Consider the following 21,328-nt stretch of genomic DNA (forward strand, 5'->3'; position numbering starts at 1 on the left):
CGCAGGGTTCCCATCGCCGCAAACAGGTGCTAACCTGTGGCAATCTCATCATCGGGATGGTTGTTGGGAGTCAGCCTTCCCTCGGATGAGATGAGCCGGATGACCAGTGGCTGCAGAAGCGGAAGATTTCACGATTCCCTGCGCCCTGGCGGGTGCTGGGGTTGGTGTGTAACGAGGCGGTGGTAGTTGCCAAATTCCCATTCGAGCACGCGCCACATTGGGGATAGGTATGACTGGGGACAAGACCCGCAGCCAGTTGGTGAAACAACAGGAAAAGCTGCTCAGGCATGGGGTGTCGGTGGCGGTCGAGGGCCAGTTCGGTTCCGGAAAGACTGAAACACTCAGGTTGGCAGCGCTGGCGCTCGAAGCCGACCGGAACATAGTCCGTCTCCGAGGAACTCCCCGAGGCAGTGAATCAGCGTACCTGGCTCTGGGCGATCTCGTCAGTGTTGGCAGCGGTGCCATTCCCCACCCAGCGGTGGTCCTAGCCCGGTTATCCGCCCGGCTTCGCGAGCTCAGCACCGACCGGCCGGTAATCCTCCTGATCGACAACTTCGATTTCCTGGATCCGCAGAGCAGGGCACTGTGCGCCATGGTGCTGGACATACCTTCGGTCACGTTGTTGGTGTCTTGCAACCGGGTTGAGGACAGCCCCGAGATTAGGGCTGCAGTCAATAGCCGGGCTATGGAACCACTTACCCTCACCGCGTTGACGGTCGACGAGGGCAGGGCCGTCATCGAACGGTTCCTTGACGGGAAGGTTTCCACCTCGGTTGCCAACTCCCTGCATGCGCACTCTCGAGGCAATGGGCGAATCTTGACGATGCTCGCCGCACATGCCCGGGAGAACGGGAATATTGCCCAGATAGACGGAGTCTGGCGGACTACGGACCACTACGCAGAGCCCTTCACCAGCGGTTCGCTCCGGAGCGGGCTTGCAGTCCTGCAGTCAAGACTCAATGCCGATGAGAGGGCCGCACTTGAGGTGCTCGCCGCCGCTGGATCGGTCCACATCGATGTGCTGGCACGCCATTGCGACATGCGGGCTCTCGAACGCCTGCAGCGCGAGGGAATGGTGGAAGCCCGCGACGGGGGGAACACCTATTGGCTGCACAGCAAGGGTCTGGCGCACATTCTGCGGCAAACGCTAGGTAACGCTAGAAGCCGTGAGGTGTGGACGACGATCGTTGAACCCGAGATGTCGCAACGCGGAGTGCGGCCGCCCGGCGCCAACATCGTGTGGGCGTTGCAGCGTGGCATCGAGGTGAACGACACGGCACTGCTAGCCGCCGCCGACGACGCAATACGCGCCTACTCGCCGCGTATTGCCCTTGACCTGGTTTCTGCCGTGAAGCGGCGAACCGGGCTATCGATTCGCATGCAGGCGGAGGCTCACTGGTTCCTGGGCCAGGTCCGGGAGGGGCAGCGTGCGCTGACCGGACAGGCTCAGACGACGGACGCGTCCACTGTGCCGACCGCGGATGAAGCGGCACTGAGCCGACTAGTGTGGTCGATCTTCGCTGCCCGAGAGGCGGCACCGGAGGACGTGGCGGGGGACGCGGTGGGGCAACTCCTGGCCCACCGGCGGACCGGAAACTACCGCGCAATGCTTCAGCTGTACCGCTCCATCCCCCTCCCGGTGGGCTCGGAGTCCCGGTATCTGGTCACCATGCTCGCTGCGGAGGCCCACGCGGTTTGTGGCGATTCGGCCCGCGCCCGACTCCTGACTATCGAATGTGGGCTGGTCGCCGGAACCGTGCGGTCCGCCGTCGTACGGGAAATCGGGGAGACAGCCCATTACCGGGTCATGTTCCTCAACGGCGAGTGGCGGGCGCTCAGCGACCTCCTCACGCAGAATGTGCTGCGGCGACCCGGTCGCCTGCTGTTCGGAGAGCAGTCGACTTTGTTGTTTCCGCGACTAATCGCCCGGGAGCCACGGGCCGGCGTCGTCGGCGGCGAGCAAAGCGTGGCAAGCCCCGCGGACATGTTCGGATGGTTTCTGGAGCGGTGCGCCGACCTGTTCACGGTGCATGACACGGTTGATCATATGGTCGCCCAGTTCAAGGAATTGGCGGGTGACAAGCGGCTTACGGGCCTGTCTGGTTTGCAACTGTTCGCGCTCGGGTCTTTGGTGCTGCTGCAGGGCGAGGGCGCCACGGACCCCAGCTCGGGGGATGACTTCAATGAGCTGGACCTCAGGCGCCTCGAGCGGTGCGCCAGGTCGACGACCGGCCCGCTTGCCCGACAGCTTGGCCTGCTTGCCGACGGGCTGTTGACCGGTGAGCCGACTACTCTCGTCAGGGCAGCGCAGGCTGCCGCCAGGCAAGGAAACCTCGGGCTGTCGACGGTAGCGGCTACCCTGGCATCACGAACGGCGGGGCGGATCAGGCTGCCGGAGGTGCAGCGCGCCGCCCAGGAACTCGTGCCCGGATCCGAGGTTCGCCCGGACGCGCCCGGGGAGACGGCGATGCTGACCCGGCGGGAACGCCAGGTGGTTGACCTGGCGATGTCCAGTAGCAAGAATTCCGAGATCGCCGCCGTGCTGGGTATTTCGCCGCGGACCGCCGAGCGCCACCTGCAAAACGCGTACCGGAAGCTGGGCGTCTCAACCCGCGAGGAGCTGCGGGGGGCGCTTCAGCCACCCGACGACGCCGTTGAATCGGGCGGTGCATGAATAGTTCAGCCCCCGCCGGCAATGTCACACGGAGCGTTCTCGACGAAGTGCTTCATGCCGCGGGACGGGAACTGGTGACGTCACGTTCCGGAGGGCTACTCCTCACCACGTCAACGGTCTTCGGCGGAGACTTCCTCCTCACGCGCATTCTGGCATCGGCCGACCCGTTTTATACAGTCAGCGTGCAGGGAACCGAGTCATTCTCGGGGCTACCCTATGCCCCGCTAGCCCCGCTCCTCCAGGACTCGCCTGATATTGACTTCAACTCGGAGATGGAGGTCCTCGCCGCGGTGCGCGACCGCATCCAGCGACTCACCGCGGGAAAGAGTTGCGTGGTGGTGGTGCGCGGCCCCGAGCATCTTGATACGGCAAGCATCGCCGTACTGACGCGCCTGGCAGAATCCCCCACCATCGGGTTATTGATCCGCTGCGGTCCCCGTAGTCAGTTGCCGCTTGACCTGGAACTCTTCCTGGCCGACGGCTTCATCGGGGAGGTCCTGATTCCGGAGTTGGGTGCCGCGGAGGTCCGGGAATACTTCTCATCCATCCTGGGCGGGACTCTCCCCGTACTGTCCAGCACCCTGGTGTGCGAGGTGATTGGCGGAAGCCCGGTCCTGCTGGAAATGGTGTCGCGGGACGGAGCCCTTGAGGATCTGATCCAACTGCGCGACGGCGTCTGGATCCTGCCGCGCGAGCTACGCCTGACCGAACAAGTGGCCGAACGGATCTTCAGTCTGATTGCAGACTATGGGCCGAAGGAGAAAGATGTCCTTCTGACCGTTGCGCTGGCCCACCAAATACCCGTCGAGGTGGCGGTGGAGTTGTGGGGCGTGGATCCCGTCAACGCCCTCCTACTGGAGGGTGCTCTGTCCCGTAAGGAGGACGCCGGACAGGTCTGGCTGCGCGCAACCCCGCCCATTCTGGGGGCCGCCATCAGGCAACGGGTCGAACCATTCCGATCGCGTCGGCTGTGGGAGAACGTCCGCGAACACCTCACCGGTCTCACCAATGCGCCGGGCATTATTCACCGGGTGATGTGGAAGCTGTCTGTGGGCGTCGCAGTCGATGACACCGAAGTGCTCGACGCCGCCACTATAGCCAACCGGCTCGACCAGCCGGACACGGCCGAGTCCCTGCTTCGTTTACTGCCGTCCGACATCACAGCGGACCAGCCGGGTCTGGCGGCGGCCGCCGAACTGCAGCGGGCTCGCGCCGAGTTCTATGACGGACGAACCGACCTTGCGCTGCCCCGGCTCCGACGCCTCGTCCTCAGTGACCTGGAACCGGAGATCATGACCTCGGTGGTCCACTTCACGTTTCAAATTAATCTCGCCACCGGGATGGGTGCCTCGGCGCTCACTCATGCCGTCCGACGTCGAGTCGAAGTTGACCCTGGTGGGAGCGCCTACGAGAGCGCGTTGATTACGCGGCTTGGTCGGGACCTGCAACACCTTGCCGCCGGGACCATCCCCGAACTGCCAGTCGTCGAGACGGTTGGCGTACCGCATGATCCGAGAGAGGCGTTGACCTGGCATCTCGTTGCCGGCGAACTGCAGTACCGGCGTGGTGATCTCGCGGCTGCGGCCCGGGAATTGGAGCTGGCCCTTGATTTTGTTCTGGCTCATGAGCCGTTGCGGAACCACGGTGGATATATCCTGGTGCGGTTAATGTTCCTGCTGGCCGGAGGTGGGTTCTGGGAGGACCTTACGGCTCTGCAAGCCAGGGTCACCGACGGCAGGGCGCCCTGGGTCAAGCGGTTCATCGGCTTCTGGGAGCTGATCGAGGGCCTCAAGGCGTTGCGCCGCGGTCGGCCGTTAGGTGCGTTAGCCCACTTCCGGACAGCCATTGTTGTCCTTCGGGAGCGAGACATCAAACGGTTCAGACCGCTCGCCACCGCGCTCGCTGCGTACACCTCCTGGCTCATCGGCGACCCAAGTCTGAAAAACTATGTGGCGGAGTACCGTCGGCTCACTTACCTGGGGCCGCCCGAACGCCGGATGCTCGCCGCGGCCTACATGGCTGTGGTGGGTGAACCGGACGGGTTGTCCTCGCGCCAACTGACTCCAGAGACGCACGAGGCGGCGAATCCGCAGATTCGCGCCGAATTGAGCGTGCTCAAGGTGCAAGCCGGAGAGGCTGGCGCCATCGACGCTGCTATCTTGCGCACCGCAGGACTCGCCGACCCGCGCGCCCAGGGCCTGCATGCAGTGCTGTCCGCTCTCTCCGGAGGGAATCCCGTCGACCTGGTTGCCGCCGCCGAGCTGTGTCTTGATCGCGGCCAGGAGTTATTGGTGCCCGTGTGCCTCGGGGTGTTGCTGACTCAGTCGCAGCGGTCAAACAGCCAAGTAGTCCGCAGCGCGTCGAAGGTGCTGGCACAACTTGATCCTGAACTGCAACGCCTTCACCCACAGCTGGCGGCCCTCCGGCACGCCACCCGCCTGACCCCGCGCGAAGCGACTATCGCCGCGGACCTCGCGGCCGGGAAGACCGCCAAACAGGTTGCCAAGGAACTTGGGGTATCGATCAGAACCGTGGATGGGCACGTCGAAAGCATCCTCACAAAGCTGGGGTTGTCTTCACGAAGGGACATCCGGAAGCAAACCAAGTAGTCCGGGTTGCAGAACGAGTAGAAACTACGTACCTATCGCGGAAAGTCAGGTAGTCCCTGCGTAGTGGTATGTGGGGGTTCGCGGCATAAGTTAAACGCAGGGAAGAAATTCCCAGGTCGGTGCAGACACCAGCACTGAAGCATTGAGCCGGAGGCGGCGGAGGGACTCCCCAACGACCTCACCGCCTCCGCCTCTGCCAGTGCTGAGGCAGCATCGACTGAAGCGGAACACCGACCGCTGACCCACAGATCGGAGCGGTTTCCCGGGGCGAGAGCCGGGAAACCGCTCTTTCTGTTTCCCGGTAGCATAAGCGTCCCGCCGCGAAAACCCCATAGACTTCGGCCATGGCATCCCACCACCTTAAACGGCTCATGCTGCTGCGTCACGCCAAATCCGATTGGCCGCGCAACGTCGAGGATTTCGAGCGTCCCCTGAGTTCCCGCGGCCACCGGGACGCTCCTCTGCCTGGTCAATGGATGGTGGAGAACGGCGCCGTCCCAGACCTCATTCTCTGCTCCTCGGCCCTGCGGACCCGGCAGACCTGCACCTGGATCTGCCATGAACTGGGGGATAAGGCTCCCACCCCCAAACTTGAGGAGCAGCTGTACTCGGCCTCCGCAACTACAATCCTGTCGCTGATCAACCACGTCCCAGAGACGGTCACCAGTCTTCTCGTGATCACCCATCTGCCGGGAATCCAGGAGGTGGCGATGCGCCTGGCGTCGGTTGAGTCCAACGAGGGTGCGGTGATGGACATGGCAACCCACTACCCGACGTCGGGCCTGTCAGTCCTGCAGCACGATCGGCGCTGGGCCGAACTGGACGGTCGCGACGCCGTGATGACCGACTTCGTGGTGCGGCGGGCCTAAAGGCCGTACTTCTCGAGGAGCCGCAGCCAGACCTCGCTGATCGTTGGGTAGGCGGGCACCGCGTGCCATAACCTGTCAAGGGGAACTTCCCCCGCAATCGCGATTGTTGCGGCATGCAGAAGCTCAGCGACGTCCGGGCCTGCGAAGGTCATGCCAATCAGCACCTTTCGGTCCTCGTCGACGACCATTTGCGCCCACCCCTGGTAGCCGTCGGAATGCAGCGCCGATCCGCCCACAGCAATCTCCAGGGACGTCTCGCTCACGTTGAGGCCAGCGTCCTGGCCTTGCTGGAGGGTCCTCCCGGCCATGGCAATCTCGGGATCAGTGAAAACCACCTGGGGCACCGCGTACTGGTCGGCGGTGGCAGCATAGTTGCTCCAGTCCTGAACCGTGTCGCCGAGGGTCCCGGCTGCACGTGCAGCGATCGCCGATCCGGTGATTCGGGCCTCATACTTCCCTTGATGGGTCAGCAGGACTTTCCCCGCCGCATCGCCGACCGCATACAACCACTGGGTGCCCTGTACTCGGCCCGACGGATCAGTGACCAGCTTCGTCGGGTCGAGGTCCAACTCTTCCAGACCGAGGTCAGCCAGTGCAGGGTGCCGCCCGGTGGAGACCAAGAGTTTCTCCGCGGTCACGGTGGCGCCACCGTCCAGGGACACCGTTACCGTGCCATTGGCGGATTGCCGCACTGACTCGGTGGCTGTGTTGGTCATGACGTTGACGCCGTCGTTCTCCAAGCCCTTCCGCACCAGCTCTCTGGCGGGTTCAGGGTAGTTGGAGAGTAGGCCGCCCCGGGCGATGATCGTCACCTTTGCGCCCAGGCGGGCGAAGGCCTGTGCCAGTTCGGCGCCCGCTACGCCGCCGCCCAGCACAGCGAGCGACGACGGCACCAGGGCCGCCGAGGTCGCCTCCCGGGTGCCCCAGAAGTCGACGTCAGCCAGGCCGTCGATGGGGGGGACGGTGGGGGCGGAACCGGTGGCCAGGACAACGGCAACCCGCGCCCGGAGAGGGATCGCGCCGTCGTCGTGCGTCACCTCCACCAAACGCTCACCCGTGAGCCGGGCCGTTTTGCGGATGAGGGTGATCCCGCTCCCCTTGACCCAATCGGCCTGCGAGGTGTCATCCCAGTTGGAGGTGAATTGGTTGCGGCGGTCCAGTACCTGCTGGACGTCGAGTGAACCCGTGACAGCCTCCCGCGCCCCTGCAACTGTGGTGGCTGCTTTCAGCGCAGCGCCCGGACGGAGTAGGGCCTTGGACGGCATGCAGGCCCAGTACGAGCACTCCCCACCCACTAATTCCGCTTCAATCAGGGCTGCCGACAACCCTGCCTGCACCACACGATCCGCCACATTTTCGCCGACAGCCCCGGCGCCGATCACAATTACGTCAAAATCCTCAAAGTCGCTCATGCCTTGAGCTTTGCACCGCTGCTGCAAAGGGGCAACCTCGGCCGACAGAGGGGCAAAAAAATATCCTCCACCTGATGGCGGAGGATATTTTTATCTCTACTGTGCGCGCGAAGGGACTCGAACCCCCAACCTCCTGATCCGTAGTCAGGTGCTCTATCCATTGAGCTACGCACGCATTTGCCGCAGTGATCAGTCTTGTCAGGTCCAACATTCGGACACGCCATGACTTCCTATTGGCCTTGGATAACTTTACAGCTATTGCCGATTTACGCCTAATTCGGTCTGGTGAGACCCGATTAACCGACGGCGGCCCGGCCGAGCTGTGACTAGACCGGTCTAGGTGACCTTAATCACATTGTGGACTATTGACAGCACCCCAGCACCGTGGATTCTAGGGAAATACCGTCACAGACCCCACGTCTGACCAGATGGTGGTCTCCTGCACTAAGTGACAAGGACCATAGCATCGGTAGACCACCCACCCAACGAAGGGACATGTTATGGGCGATCCTGTACGCCAACTGGTTGATGACAAGAACCTGGACGCAACCGATCTGAGCGGCATGCCGGGCGCGCGATTCGGCGGGTCGCAGGCCGAGGCCCCAACCACCCACGCAGGATTGCTGGCATGGGTTCAGGAAGTTGCCGACATGGTTCAGCCCGACCGGGTGTATTGGGTCGATGGCTCCGAGGCTGAAAACAAGGCGCTGACCGACGAACTGGTCGACGCGGGGACACTTCGGCGGCTCAACCCCGAGACCTTCCCCAATTCGTTTGCGGCGTTCTCCGACCCAGCCGACGTGGCACGCGTGGAGGAACAGACCTTCATCTGCTCGCGCAACGAGCGCGACGCCGGGTTCACTAACAATTGGATGGACCCCGACCTGATGAAGGAGAAGCTGCGGGGACTCTTCACCGGAGCGATGCGCGGGCGCACCATGTACGTGATCCCCTTCGTGATGGGTCACCTGGATGCAGCCAACCCCAAGTTTGGTGTGGAGATCACCGACAGCGCGTATGTAGTCAGCTCCATGCGCATCATGGCCACCATTGGCACCAAGGTGCTGGCACGGATGACCGAGCTCAACGCCGAGTTCGTGCCTGCCTTGCATTCCCTGGGCGCCCCACTTGCCGAGGGTGAAGCTGACGTTTCGTGGCCCTGCAACGCGGAGAAATGGATTGTGCACTTCCCCGAAGAGCGGTCCATCTGGTCGTTCGGATCCGGATACGGCGGCAACGCCCTGCTGGGTAAAAAGTGCTACGCCCTGCGGATTGCGTCGGTAATGGCACGCGACGAGGGCTGGCTCGCGGAGCACATGCTCATCCTCAAGCTCACCTCACCCGAGAACAAGACCTACTATGTGTCCGCGGCGTTTCCGTCTGCCTGCGGCAAGACCAACCTGGCGCTCCTGGATCCAACCATCAAGGGCTGGAAGGTCGAGACGCTCGGCGACGACATCACCTGGATGCGCTTCGGCGACGAGGGGGAGCTACGTGCCATCAACCCTGAAGCCGGACTGTTCGGCGTCGCACCGGGCACGGGCTGGCTCACCAACCCCAACGCGATGCGCGCCATCGCGAAGGGCAATTCCATCTTCACCAACGTCGCGTTGACTGACGACGGCGGCGTGTGGTGGGAAGGAATGACCGCCGAAGTGCCCGATCACCTCACCGACTGGCAGGGGAACGACTGGACGCCGTCGTCGGACAAGACTGCTGCCCACCCGAACGCGCGCTTCTGCACGCCAATCGACCAGATCGACATGCTCGCCGATGAATTCAACGACCCCGACGGTGTCGAAATCTCGGCCATCCTCTTTGGCGGTCGGCGGAAGACCACCGTTCCCCTGGTCACCCAGTCCCGCGATTGGACCAACGGCATTTTCATGGGATCCACCCTGTCCTCCGAGACGACAGCAGCAGCCGCGGGCGAGGTGGGTCGGGTGCGTCGTGACCCGATGGCCATGCTTCCGTTCATCGGGTACGACGCCGGTGATTACCTCCGCCACTGGATCACCCTGAGCAGCAAGGCCGATCAGGAACGCCTGCCGAAAATCTTCCTGGTGAACTGGTTTCGGCGCACCGCCGACGGCGGTTTCGCCTGGCCAGGTTTCGGCGAGAATTCGCGGGTCATGAAGTGGGTCATCGAACGGCTGGAAGGTACTGCCGAGGCCGTCGAGACACCAATCGGCTTCGTGCCGACCGGAGACTCGCTTGACCTGACCGGGCTGGACATGACACCCGCTGAGGTGGACGCAGCGGTGCGGGTCGATCCCGAGGAATGGGCGGCCGAGATGCAGGGCATCGAGGAGTGGTACTCACGGTTCGGGGAGTCCCTCCCGCCGGAGCTTGAGGATCAGCTGCGGGGGCTCAAGGAGCGGTTCGCTGTCTAAACGGACCTGGCTCCGGATTTCCCACTGATTTCCAGCGGTGGGTGGGACTGTCCAGACAGTCCCACCCACCGCACCCGATCATTGGGAAGGAACTACTGCCTGACTTGGGCCAGGACTTCTTCGGTGAGGGTGGCCAGAATCTGAGCATCAACAGCCTCAGCATTCAGGCGCAGGTAAGGCTCGGTGTTTGACGCGCGGAGGTTGAACCACCACGACCCGTCATCAGCGGTAAAGGTGAGACCGTCGAGTTCATCGACAGTGACGCCGTCGTTGGCGAATTCCTCGCGGACCCGGGCAACAGCCGCCGGGACATCGTCCAGCCGAGAGTTGATCTCACCCGACGAGAAGTACGGCTCGTAGTCACGGCCCAGATCAGACAGCGGCCCGGGCTGCTCGCCCAGCGCGGCGAGCACGTGCATGGCCGCCAACATGCCGGTGTCAGCGTTCCAAAAATCCTTGAAGTAGTAGTGGGCTGAGTGCTCGCCGCCAAACACGGCACCTTCCTCGGCCATTACCGCCTTGATGAACGAGTGCCCCACCCGCGTGCGGACGGGACGCGCCCCCAACCGTTCCACCAATTCGGGCACGGCCCGCGACGTGATGAGGTTATGGATGATAACTGGTGCGTTTTCCCCCGCGGCCTGCGCCCGCACTATTTCCCGGCGTGCGACCATCCCGGTGACGGCGCTTGGCGACAGGGGGTTACCGAGCTCATCAATCACGAAGCAACGGTCGGCGTCGCCGTCGAAGGCAATCCCGATGTCCGCCTGATTGCTGACTACGGCTGCCTGGAGGTCCCTGAGGTTCGCCGGCTCCAGCGGGTTGGCTGGGTGATTGGGGAAGGACCCATCGAGTTCGAAGTACAGCTCGATGATGTCCAGGGGAAGCTTCGGCAGCAGCGAATCGCCCAGGACCGCGGGAGTGGTGAGACCACCCATCCCGTTGCCGGCATCAATAACGACCTTCAACGGGCGCGATCCGGACAGGTCCACCAGGGAGCGCAGATACTCTGCGTAGCCGCGGAGCACGTCGCGGACCCCGATGGTGCCGGTGTGGCCGGCCGCGGGAATGGATCCGTCGTTCAGGTATTGCTCGGCACGGGCCTGGATTTCCACCAGCCCGGTCTCCGATGACACAGGCACAGCGCCGGGACGGCACATTTTCATTCCGTTGTACTCGGCCGGATTGTGGCTGGCGGTAAAGGTGACCCCCGCAGCGTCGAGGGTGCCGCTGGCGTAGTACAGCTCGTCGGTCGAGATGAGGTCCAGGAGGACGACGTCGGCCCCGCGGCGGGTGGCGCCATGGGCGAAAGCGCTGCTGAATTCCGGTGAGGATGGCCGCATGTCGCCGCCCACCAGAACTGTCGTCCCCGACAGGCCGATCACGTCGACGAAGGCAGCGCCTACCGCTTCGACGATTTCCACGGTGATGCTTTCGCCCACGATGCCGCGCACGTCGTAGGCCTTGAAGGACGCTGAAAGATCAAAGGATTTACTCACGGAGAGAGTCTAGCCGTTGCCCCCGGTCAGGCAAGGCGTGTGGAGGCATGGGCGGGAGGGTTTTCCACATCAAAGAATCCACCGGCCCAAGTGTCAGGGTGGGCTGCAATACTAGGGCTCATGGTTGATACCACCACACTTCATGATCAGGCAGCCGAGATTCTGCGGACCCTCGTGGGCAGTGAGGATGCCGAGTTCCACGACGGCCAGTTCGAGGCAATCGAGGCTCTGGTGAACGGAGGGCGGCGGGCCCTGGTGGTCCAGCGGACTGGCTGGGGGAAGTCGGCCGTCTACTTCGTCGCGAGCCTGCTGCTGCGTTCCCGCGGCGCGGGGCCCACGCTGATCGTGTCCCCGTTGCTCGCCCTGATGCGGGACCAGGTCGCCGCGGCGGCGCGGGCCGGTGTGCGTGCTGAAGCGATCAATTCAGCCAACCAGACGGACTGGCGGGAGATCACCGCCAAGCTAGACGACAATTCGGTCGACGTTCTGCTGGTATCTCCCGAACGGTTAAACAACCCGGCGTTCCGGGAACGCCACCTTCCCGACCTGATCCGGCGCACCGGTCTGCTGGTGATCGATGAGGCCCACTGCATCTCCGACTGGGGCCACGACTTCCGCCCGGATTATCGGCGGCTACGCGACCTGATCACCCAACTGCCGACGGGAGTGCCGGTCCTGGCCACCACCGCGACCGCCAACTCCAGGGTGGTGAGCGACGTCGAAGAGCAGCTGGGCACCGACGGCACCGAAGTGTTCACTCTGCGGGGCACCCTGGCACGCGATTCCCTGCGGTTGGGCGTGCTCCGACTGCCCAGCCCGCGCTCGAGACTGGCGTGGTTGCTGACCCATATCGACGACCTGCCGGGCAGCGGAATCATCTATGCGCTGACCGTCGCAGCGGCCGAGGACACCGCACACCTGCTGCGCGCCAACGGTCGCCGGGTCCTTGCCTACACGGGTCGCACCGACCCCGCCGATCGTGAATCGGCTGAGGCCGCACTGAAGAACAACGAGGTCAAAGCTCTGGTCGCCACCAGTGCGCTGGGTATGGGGTTCGACAAACCGGACCTGGGGTTTGTGGTCCACCTCGGTGCGCCCTCATCTCCGGTGGCCTACTACCAGCAGGTGGGTCGGGCAGGCCGTGGCACACCCAACGCCGATGTGCTGCTGCTCCCCGGTACCGAGGACCGGGAAATCTGGGAGTACTTCGCCACCTCGTCCATGCCCTCCGAGGAGAGGGCGACCCGGGTCCTGGAGGCGTTGGGCGCCGGCGGAATCCTGTCCACGCCCGCTCTGGAGGCGCAGGTCAACCTCAAACGAACTCCGTTGGAGCTGCTGCTGAAGGTCCTCGACGTGGACGGGGCCGTGCGAAAGGTGCAGGGCGGCTGGGAAACCACGGGGACCCCATGGGTGTACGACAGCGAACGGTACGAGCGGATCGCCAAAGCCCGGGTCGCTGAGCAGAAATCCATGCTGGATTACGAAAACACCTCGCGGTGCCGGATGGAGTACCTCGCCGCGGCGCTCGACGACCCTACCGCGGCGCCGTGCGGACGATGCGATAACTGCGCCGGCCCGTGGTACTCGGATGACGTGGCCCACGATGCCTCCGATAGTGCCCAGAAGGCCCTGAGCAGGGTAGGTGTGGAACTGGATCCAAGGGGCCAGTGGCCCAGCGGCATGGACAAACTCGGCGTACCGGTCAAGGGACGTATCCCCGCCGACCAGGCGAACGGCGCGGGCCGCGCATTGGCCAGGCTCACCGACCTGGGCTGGGGCAACCAGCTCAGGGAGCTGCTGGCTGACACGGCTGAAGACCAGCCGCTCGGCCCGTTAGCGATCGAAGCGTGCATCTCGGTGCTGGCTCAATGGGGCTGGGACAACCGCCCGGTAGCGGTAGTCAGTGTGCCGTCGCGACGACGACCATTGCTGGTGCAGTCGCTGGCTGAGGGCCTCGCCGGGGTAGGCCGGATCCCCTATCTCGGCGCCCTGCAAACGCCGCGTGGCTGGCCCACGGGAGCGCCGGGCGGCAACAGTGCATTTCGCCTCGCAGCCGTCTGGGATCGGTTCGCGGTGCCCGGCGAAGGGCGGGAATGGTTTGCCGCCAACCCGGGCCCGGTGCTGCTGGTGGATGACCTGGCGGACAGCCGGTGGACGATGACGGTGGCGGGCAAGGCATTGCGGGATGGCGGAGCGCAGGAAGTGTTGCCTTTTGTGCTGGGCCTGAAGGCCTGAGCGGGCTTGTGCATGGGCGAGGGCGATCCAGGCAAAAACAGACACCCCGGTTCAGTCGAGAACCGGGGTGTCTGGGTGAAATCGCGGAGACGGGGGGATTTGAACCCCCGGTAGGCTTTAGGCCCACACTTCATTAGCAGTGAAGCCCATTCGGCCGCTCTGGCACGTCTCCAGCGGCTATTACTAGCCACCCAAGGCTACCTGTAAGAAGCGGGCAAGAGCAAAACCGGCCGCGGCTAAAGCCCGCCGGTCAACGCCTTCCACATGAACTCCTGCGACATCACGTGCATGCGGGCTGCCTGCCGATTGTCGGACGCCCCCGCATGACCGCCCTCCAGGGCCTCATGGAACCACACATTGCCGATCCCGAGGGCCTTCATCCGGGCCGCCATCTTTCGTGCCTGCACCGGGCCCACCCGGTCGTCGCTGGTCGCCGTCCAGATCAGTGTCCTCGGGTAGCCGACCCCCGAACGCAGCTGATGATACGGCGAGAAGGTCTGCACGTACTCCCATTCCTCAGGCTTATCGGGATCGCCGTACTCGGCGATCCACGAGTAGCCCGCCGAAAGTTTGGTGTACCGGCGCATATCCAGCAACGGGACACCACAGGAAATGGCACCGAACAGGTGCGGGTAATGGGTGAGCATGTTGCCCACCAACAGACCACCGTTGCTGCGACCGGTGCAGCCAAGGAGCGCCGGCTGGGTGACGCCGCGTATCACCAAATCCTCAGCGATCGCGGCGAAGTCCTCATAGGCGCGATGACGATTGGCGTGCAGCGCTGCCCGGTGCCAGGCTGGACCGTACTCTCCGCCGCCCCGGATATTCGCCACCACGTACACTCCATGCCGACCGGCCTCAGTGGTCCGCTCCAGCCAGCCCCGGCCGATGACTCCCGAATAGGCGGGGGTCATTGCGTGCTCAAACCCACCGTAGCCAGAGAGCAGGGTGGGATTTTTGCCGTCGAGCGCCAGATCCGTCACCGCGACCTGGAAATACGGTACCCGCGTCCCGTCTTTGGACACCGCAAAGTGCTGCTCAACGGTGAACCGGTCGTCGTTGAAGAACGACGGCGACGCTTTCACCTGGGTGTGCGTCCCGCCGACGGTCCCACGCAGCAGAGTCGTCGGGGTCAGAAACCCGCTGGCCAGGAGCCAGTAGTCGTTCCCGGCCTCGTCGGCCTCATCGTCAACAGCGAACGCGTCCACCGAGTGCAGCGGCGGGCAGGCGTCGAGGGCCTCCATCCGCCACTGCCGGGACGGTTCCAGGACCCTGATCTCGGAGGACACGTCGTTGAGGAGGTTGACCAGAAGGTAGTCCCTCGTCCAACTCCAGGACTGCAGCGAGGTTTGCGCATCGGGCTGGAACAGCGTGGTCAGCGACCGGCTGCCCGCCAGGAAAGAGTCGAGATCGATGCCGAGCAGTGACCCAGCCAGGAACACCGTGCCGTCCACGGCCCAGTCGGTGCGGGGCCGCAGAGTCAGCCACTGTCGGTGGAGTGAAACATTGACATCGTCCGGAACGTCCAACTGGACCCACGCGTCGTCGCAGCGCAAATGGGTGCGGCTGGAGTAGAAGTCGATGGTGTCGACGGCGATGTCACGCTCGAACCCGGGCGTCTGATCCCGCATCACCACCGCCATCATGTGATCCACGGGGATTTCGAAGTAGGGCTCGGCGTCGGCCAACGACTGACCGCGGCGCACGGTGCGCACCGTCCGCGGATAGGAACTGGCGGTGATTGATCCGGGGCCGAAGTCGGTGGCCACGTGCAGAGCATCCGGTCCAGCCCAGCTGATCCGGCTCTTGGCGGCCGGAATGTCGAAGCCACCGGCAACGAAGGCCCGGGAGACGACGTCGAACTCCCGGAACCGCCGGGCGTCACCTCCATCGGGGGAGAGCGCGATCAGGGCATGCCGGTACGGTGCGCTATCGGCGGGACGCAGGAACATCGCCCCGCCCCACACCCACTCGACGCCCTCGTCAGCGCTGAGCGCATCGAGGTCCAGCAGCACCTCCCACTCGGTGTGGGCCGATTTGTAACTGTCCCAGCCGGTCCGGCGCCACAACCCCTTCGGATGCGCTTCATCGCGCCAGAAATTGTAGAAGTGCTCGCCCCGCTTGGAGACCATCGGGATGCGGTCAGTGGAGTCGAGAACCTCAAGGACATCCCGCTCCATGTTGCGGAATTCGTCGGTGACGAGTAACCGCTCGGTGACCGCATTCTCGGCGCGAACCCAGTCGAGGGGCGAATCGCCGTAGATGTCTTCGAGCCAAAGGAACTCGTCGTCGGGCGTCGCACCGGGGCGCTGGTCTGTGGTGAAGGTCATATTTCCATCCTATGCACGCCCGCCGGGACCGCCGAACCAGCCAACAGGCCCGGTTCCGGCCAGCCCAGTTCCTTCCCGCCCCGACCCAGCGGATACCCTTAGCTGATGCACACGGGTCGTAACCAACGGGTAGCTGTGGTGGGTGCAGGCCCCCGCGGTACGTCAGTGCTGGAACGGCTCATCTCCCAGTGGGAAGCGGCCCCGACAGGCCAGCACGGGCCCCTGGACATTCACCTAATTGACCCTGAACTCCCCGGTCCCGGACACGTCTGGCGCTCTGACCAGTCCAGGCTCTTCCTGATGAACACGCCGTCTCTCTTCCCGACAGTGGTCCCCGTTGGAGCGAGTGCCGACGGACTCGCTCCGTCGGTGGTGGATCATTCGTTCGATGACTGGCGGGTCGCGATGAGTGACCAGCCGGATGGGTCGCTTTCCAGCGCCGATCACCGGGAGCTGAAGCGGCTCGGCGGTTCAGACTTTCCCAGCCGCGCGCTGTACGGCAGGTACCTGGAGTGGACCTACCAGCAACTCATTGACCGCTGCCCGGCCGACGTCGTCGTGACCCACCACCGGACCGAAGCGCTGGCGTTGGTACCGGACGGGACCGGCTTTCGGTTGAGACTGGGCGACGGTTCGGAACTTGCGGTGGACGACGTCGTCCTGGCTCTGGGGCATGTTCCGGCGCAGCTCAGCCCTGACCAAATCGCCCTGCGTGACGGTGCGGGTCGGTACAGTCTCGCGTACTGGCCGCCGGCTGTCCCCGCCGATATTGACTGGAGGAGGCTTCCAGCCATGAAGCCGGTCCTCGTTCGGGGCCTTGGCCTGAACTTTTTCGACGTCATGATTCAGCTGACCGAGGGACGCGGAGGGCTCTTTGTCCACGACGACGGCGGGAGTCTGGCGTATCAATTGTCCGGTCGGGAGCCCAGGATCGTTGCGGCGTCCCGGCGGGGGGTCCCGTACCGGGCGAAGGCGCAGTTGGATAGTTACCTCCCGCGGAGCGTGTCATTGAACTACTGCACCCTACCGGCCCTGCGGTCGTTTGCTGACCAGGGGATCCTGCCGGGCTTCGACCACGACATTTGGCCCCTTCTGCACCGCGACGTGATGAGCGCTTATTACACCACTCTGGCGAGGGTGTCAGGGGAACGGCTCCTGGCCGACCCGCACGGGTTCCTTGCCCGGCTTAACGCGGCTATCGCCGTCAACGGTCCGGAATGGACAGCGGCGCTTGAGACGCTCCTCACCACCGAGGTGCCAGCAGAGCATCACCTGAATGTTGAAGGGCTCGCCCACCCGTTTGCCGGGCGCCGCTTTGCCACCTCCCACGATTATCAGAACGCGGTACTGGCGTATCTCGATGAGGACGTTGCCGAGTCCGCTCGGGGCGAGGACAGCCCGCTGAAGATGGCGATAGGCGCGATGAATGCTGGCCGAACCGTCATTAAACAGGTGGTGGCCGACGGCGGGCTGACCGACCAGTCGTGGATGGCAGAGCTTCGCGGATGGTTCGAGCCCCTGGTGGAGGGGCTGGCCAGTGGGCCACCATCGATCAGGATCGCGCAGTTGGCTGCCCTGGTGCGGGCCAGCGTGGTGCAGTTTGTGGGACCTAATCCCACGTTCGTTGTTGATGAGGATACCGAGCGGTTCGAGGCATCCTCACCGTGGGTTCAGGGCGCCAGGGTATCCGCCAGCCACCTGGTGGATGCCATGATGCCGCCCAACCGGGCCGTGAGCACCCTGTCCCCGCTGCTGCGGCAGCTGCTCGACGACGGGCTGGTCCGGCCCAGAATGATGATGGCCGCCGACGGGGTGCCGGTCAGCTCACCCGGACTGGACGTCACGCAACCGCCTTACCGCGCTATCGACGGGTCCGGCCGCCCCCAGTCCCACCTGTATGTGCTGGGTTTGCAGCTCGCCTCGGCCCAGTGGGGGACAGCGATCGCCGCCCAGGCGCACACATCGGTCGACGCCGGGGGGCGGACGCTCCGCGACGCCGATGACATTGCCGCAGCAATCCTCGCCAGCCAGTAGTTAACCGATACGGCGGACCCCGTAGGGGCCCGCCGTCGGTCTAGCCTGTTTGGGGTTATTTGCCGCAGGTTCCGAAGGTGTCGTCGAGCCGGTTGACGAAGGCTGCCATTGCGTCACGGGCTACTGGGGTGACGGGGCGGTAGGTGCCGTCGCCCCAGCCTTCGGAGATGCCGGTGTCCTTCATCCAGGAGATTTCCTTTTCGAACATCATGCCTTCGGGCACGTCCGAGAAGGGGGGTCCGGCTGGGTTGGCGTAGTTCATGGCTGTCGCGTCGAGGCAAACTTCCCCGGCGAAGCGTTTCATGAATGCCGCCATCGCGTCCCGGTTGACTGGGGTGACCGGGCGGAAGGTGCGGGTGCCGTCGGCTTCGGGCCAGCCGGTCGAGAGGCCGGATTGGTGCATCCACATGATCGCGTCGAAGTGCTCTACGCGGTCGGCTTCGTTGGCGGGGAAGTCGACGTCGCTGAACGGTGATTCCTTGGGCAGGTCGAAGTCAGGTTCCCCGGCGAGGCGGTAGAGGAACGCGGCCATTGCGTCGCGGTTGATGTTCGCTAGCGGGCGGTACGTCCGGGTGCCGTCGGCTTCCAGCCAGCCGGTGGAGAGACCGTTCTCGGCCATCCACTCGATGTGGTCCTGGTGTTCGTTACCGGCGATGTCAGTGAACTCAATGGGTTCGTCAAAATCTAGACCTACGATCACCGGGTCGTGATCGCTGGCGCGGTACTGGTCAGCTGTGTAGTAGTTCACGGTGTTGTAGTTGAACCGGCTGTACTCAAGTGCCAGTGATTCGACCGCGTTAATATTCCAGATATCGACGCCGGTGACAGTAGCATCGGCTTCGGGCGAGGCGAGGATATGGTCGAGTGACCCGGACTGTCCACCGAAGACGTAGGAGTATTTCCCGGTTTCAACGCCCTGGTTGATGTACCCGGCCTCATAGAACACCTGCATGGGATCTTCGGCAGAGTATGAGTTGAAGTCACCGGTCAGGAAAACCTTTTCGGTGCCTGCCTCTTCCTGCATGGTTTCGGCGAAGTCCACCAGAGCGGTTGCCTGCTCGATACGGTCAGGGTTCGAGGCTCCCTGCCCGTCGCCCTGGTCTGCGTTCTCCCCAGAGCCGGAACCCTTTGACTTGAAGTGGTTCACGATGGCGAGGAATTTTGTTGACTCGTCGTCGCCTGCGACCTGGAAGGCCTGAGCCAACGGCTTGCGGGCATTAGCGAACGCGACGTCGTCGTCGAGAATGACCGAGTCGCCCACCGTCTCGACCGCAGCAGTTTTGTAGATGAAGGCGTTGCGGATCACGTCCTCGTTGACGGGAATCCCGGCAGGGGAGGGGACGAAGTCCCAGACGCCCGGCTCGACTTCGTTCAGCGCGGCGGTTAGGGTGGCGAGGGCCTCGTCGCGCTCCTTGCCGAACGCCGCCGAGTTCTCGATTTCTTCAAGCGAGACCATGTCGGCGTCGAGGTTGGTCAGCGCCGCGACAATCTTGGCTTCCTGCCGCTCAAAGCTGTCGGTGTTGGCTGCGCCTCGGGCGTCACAACCGCTCCGGACGGTAATCGGGCTGCCCGCGCGGTCGTTGTAATACGTGCAACCGGTCAGTTCATCGCCGGTGGTGCTGAAGTAGTTCAGAACGTTGAACGAAGCGATCTTGATGTCGCCGCCCACATCAGTGGGGGTGCCTGGTCGCTCGCCGGCGAAGGTGACTGGTTGGATTTCGGCGGCATTCTCTGCCGTGAGGCGAGTGACTGGCTGGAACCTCCACACGCCGAAGTCGAAGTCCACTAGGACGTCGGAGGTGAAGGTCGCTGACCCGTTGACCCGGACCGGATTTTCGACCGTCAGGTAGGGCAGGGCCTGGTCAGTGGTCCGGACGAAGTCCACTAGGGCGCCGTCGTCGAGGGTGACTCCTCGTGCGCTGTTGTCGGCCCGCACAGCGTCGTTCTCTTCAGTGCCAGGGGGAGCAATTTCGGTGGGCTGTACCAGGGCCTCGGTGCCGAAGGCCAGATCGATCTCGCCGTACCGGTTGAGGTCATAGTTGTCGGAGACGGTGAAATCGCCGGTGGGCCGCACAAGCATGCTCTCAAGAACTTCACGGTCCGCGTTGGTGGCGGGCCACGGCGTGATGAGGGACTTGACCTCCTCGGCTGGCTCGGTGAGCACCGTGGCGGCGCCGCCCACCACTTCAATCTGGGTAACGCCGAAGTTTTCTCCGACCTGCCCGGTCACCTCAACATGGTCACCGATCGCGACGTCGGCGACGGTGGCAGGGGAGTAAATGAAGATGCCGTCGGAGGCTGCGCCCGCTTCGATCCCGGTGCCCTCGGTCTGGATCACGTAGCCGTCAATCCCTCCGGTTGGGTAGCTAGCGGTAATGACGCCGCGGGTTGTGACAGTGTCTCCCGCGAGCGGCGAGGCGTCTCCGGTGCCCTGAATATCGGCAATCGGGATTACTGCACCAGCAACTGGCGGCTCGGGTTCAGGTTGGGGCTCAACACTGCCGGTCTCGCCGTCCGCGTTAGTGGGAGTGACTGCTTCGCGGAGGGAGAAGTCGGCGGAATTGTCATCGGTGTCGGCGAATTCCGTTCGGTTCAAGGACCGAGGATCGGAGTTGCTGTCCGGTTTGGTCGCAACAGCTGTCTCGAAGGTGTTCGAGGAGCCATAACCCAGTAGATCCTCGACGGCAGGGTTATTGATAATCGAACCTGTGGGCAGCGGATCGATTGCCTCAGCCTCGTTCGAGAGAATCAGTGTGCCGCCGCCGCCAGCGAAGCTGGCCGCAATGGTGGCATCCGTTGCGGGAAGCGCAGCACCGTTGTCAGCATTGCTGGTGCCGCCAATGAGGTAGTGGCCATCTGCCGGGATGATTCCACTGAGCGTCGACACCCCAGTCGGTGCAGTGGAGGTGCCAGCTGCACGGTACTGGAGTGACCAGCCGGTGACGTCGACCGGTTGATTCGTAGTGTTGTGGAGTTCGACAAATTTGTTCAGGTACGGGGCGTTCGCGCTGCCCCCATTGACGTAGGCCTCGTTGATGACAACGCCGTTCGGCGCGGCATAGGCAGGAAGCGCAACGACCGGTGAGGCGAGTAGTCCCACCGCGATCACGGCCCCGAGCCCGCCCTTCCATGACGAATTTTTCATTCGCTAGTTCTCCTTGGCTTTGGCTGGTGACAGCCGCGAGTGAGTCCGCCCGAAGGATAAAGCTGCAGACGGATATGACCCAAGACTCTGGTAATTGTGATCCAGATAACTTTCGGGTCGGTATTGAG

Annotated in this window: 10 protein-coding genes and 2 tRNA genes; 6 read left to right on the plus strand and 6 right to left on the minus strand. The window is 63.9% G+C overall.

From position 1 onward, the window contains the following. The first annotated feature begins 229 nt into the window (after positions 1-229). The 3 genes from ACX80A_RS06110 to ACX80A_RS06120 all read left to right on the plus strand — a co-directional run bounded on the left by ACX80A_RS06110 (position 230) and on the right by ACX80A_RS06120 (position 6,152). Positions 230-2,674 carry a helix-turn-helix transcriptional regulator gene (locus ACX80A_RS06110; protein ID WP_459258781.1) on the plus strand — a complete coding sequence of 815 codons (2,445 nt, stop codon included), beginning with the start codon at positions 230-232 and terminating at the stop codon, positions 2,672-2,674. After that, positions 2,671-5,283, plus strand: a complete 2,613-nt coding sequence (locus ACX80A_RS06115; RefSeq protein ID WP_459258782.1) for a LuxR C-terminal-related transcriptional regulator — start codon at positions 2,671-2,673, stop codon at positions 5,281-5,283. The genes ACX80A_RS06110 and ACX80A_RS06115 overlap by 4 nt, the downstream gene beginning before the upstream one ends. Positions 5,284-5,627: 344 nt before the next feature. Next, complete coding sequence (locus ACX80A_RS06120; RefSeq protein ID WP_459258783.1) at positions 5,628-6,152, plus strand: SixA phosphatase family protein; 525 nt, start codon at positions 5,628-5,630, stop codon at positions 6,150-6,152. Here the strand turns inward: ACX80A_RS06120 and ACX80A_RS06125 are convergent. After that, complete coding sequence (locus ACX80A_RS06125) at positions 6,149-7,564, minus strand: dihydrolipoyl dehydrogenase family protein (RefSeq protein WP_459258784.1); 1,416 nt, start codon at positions 7,562-7,564, stop codon at positions 6,149-6,151. The genes ACX80A_RS06120 and ACX80A_RS06125 overlap by 4 nt on opposite strands. A 102-nt stretch (positions 7,565-7,666) precedes the next feature. After that, positions 7,667-7,739, minus strand: a tRNA-Arg gene (locus ACX80A_RS06130). Positions 7,740-8,127: 388 nt separating this feature from the next. Between ACX80A_RS06130 and ACX80A_RS06135 the strand changes: the two genes are divergently transcribed. After that, positions 8,128-9,957 carry a phosphoenolpyruvate carboxykinase (GTP) gene (locus ACX80A_RS06135; RefSeq protein ID WP_459258838.1) on the plus strand — a complete coding sequence of 610 codons (1,830 nt, stop codon included), beginning with the start codon at positions 8,128-8,130 and terminating at the stop codon, positions 9,955-9,957. A gap of 92 nt (positions 9,958-10,049) precedes the next feature. Here the strand turns inward: ACX80A_RS06135 and ACX80A_RS06140 are convergent, their stop codons facing one another. After that, entirely contained in the window at positions 10,050-11,456 is a 1,407-nt protein-coding gene (locus ACX80A_RS06140) for a phosphomannomutase/phosphoglucomutase (RefSeq protein WP_459258785.1), read from the minus strand. 120 nt (positions 11,457-11,576) lie between these two features. On the opposite strand from ACX80A_RS06140, the gene ACX80A_RS06145 reads away from it, so the two are divergent. Beyond that, a complete protein-coding gene (locus ACX80A_RS06145) occupies positions 11,577-13,691 on the plus strand; it encodes a RecQ family ATP-dependent DNA helicase (RefSeq protein ID WP_459258786.1) in 2,115 nt (704 codons plus the stop codon). Between the two features lie 84 nt (positions 13,692-13,775). Here ACX80A_RS06145 and ACX80A_RS06150 read toward each other — a convergent pair. Continuing rightward, positions 13,776-13,863: transfer RNA gene (locus tag ACX80A_RS06150), tRNA-Ser, on the minus strand. A 64-nt stretch (positions 13,864-13,927) separates the two neighbouring features. Further along, positions 13,928-16,021, minus strand: a complete 2,094-nt coding sequence (locus ACX80A_RS06155) for a prolyl oligopeptidase family serine peptidase (protein WP_459258787.1) — start codon at positions 16,019-16,021, stop codon at positions 13,928-13,930. 105 nt (positions 16,022-16,126) lie between these two features. Between ACX80A_RS06155 and ACX80A_RS06160 the strand changes: the two genes are divergently transcribed. Continuing rightward, complete coding sequence (locus ACX80A_RS06160; RefSeq protein ID WP_459258788.1) at positions 16,127-18,055, plus strand: FAD/NAD(P)-binding protein; 1,929 nt, start codon at positions 16,127-16,129, stop codon at positions 18,053-18,055. Positions 18,056-18,110: 55 nt separating this feature from the next. Here the strand turns inward: ACX80A_RS06160 and ACX80A_RS06165 are convergent, their stop codons facing one another. After that, positions 18,111-21,200, minus strand: coding sequence for an ExeM/NucH family extracellular endonuclease (locus ACX80A_RS06165; RefSeq protein WP_459258789.1), 3,090 nt, complete (start codon positions 21,198-21,200; stop codon positions 18,111-18,113). Between the last annotated feature and the right edge of the window lie 128 nt (positions 21,201-21,328).

This window comes from Arthrobacter sp. TMN-50, from assembly GCF_054511125.1.

Bases quoted from the DNA above. Each gene is read 5' to 3' on its own strand.
- ACX80A_RS06125 (WP_459258784.1), bottom strand. From the start codon at position 7,564: ATGAGCGACTTTGAGGATTTTGACGTAATTGTGATCGGCGCCGGGGCT.
- ACX80A_RS06155 (WP_459258787.1), bottom strand. From the start codon at position 16,021: ATGACCTTCACCACAGACCAGCGCCCCGGTGCGACGCCCGACGACGAG.
- ACX80A_RS06165 (WP_459258789.1), bottom strand. From the start codon at position 21,200: ATGAAAAATTCGTCATGGAAGGGCGGGCTCGGGGCCGTGATCGCGGTG.
- ACX80A_RS06160 (WP_459258788.1), top strand. From the start codon at position 16,127: ATGCACACGGGTCGTAACCAACGGGTAGCTGTGGTGGGTGCAGGCCCC.
- ACX80A_RS06120 (WP_459258783.1), top strand. From the start codon at position 5,628: ATGGCATCCCACCACCTTAAACGGCTCATGCTGCTGCGTCACGCCAAA.
- ACX80A_RS06135 (WP_459258838.1), top strand. From the start codon at position 8,128: ATGCCGGGCGCGCGATTCGGCGGGTCGCAGGCCGAGGCCCCAACCACC.
- ACX80A_RS06145 (WP_459258786.1), top strand. From the start codon at position 11,577: ATGGTTGATACCACCACACTTCATGATCAGGCAGCCGAGATTCTGCGG.
- ACX80A_RS06110 (WP_459258781.1), top strand. From the start codon at position 230: ATGACTGGGGACAAGACCCGCAGCCAGTTGGTGAAACAACAGGAAAAG.
- ACX80A_RS06115 (WP_459258782.1), top strand. From the start codon at position 2,671: ATGAATAGTTCAGCCCCCGCCGGCAATGTCACACGGAGCGTTCTCGAC.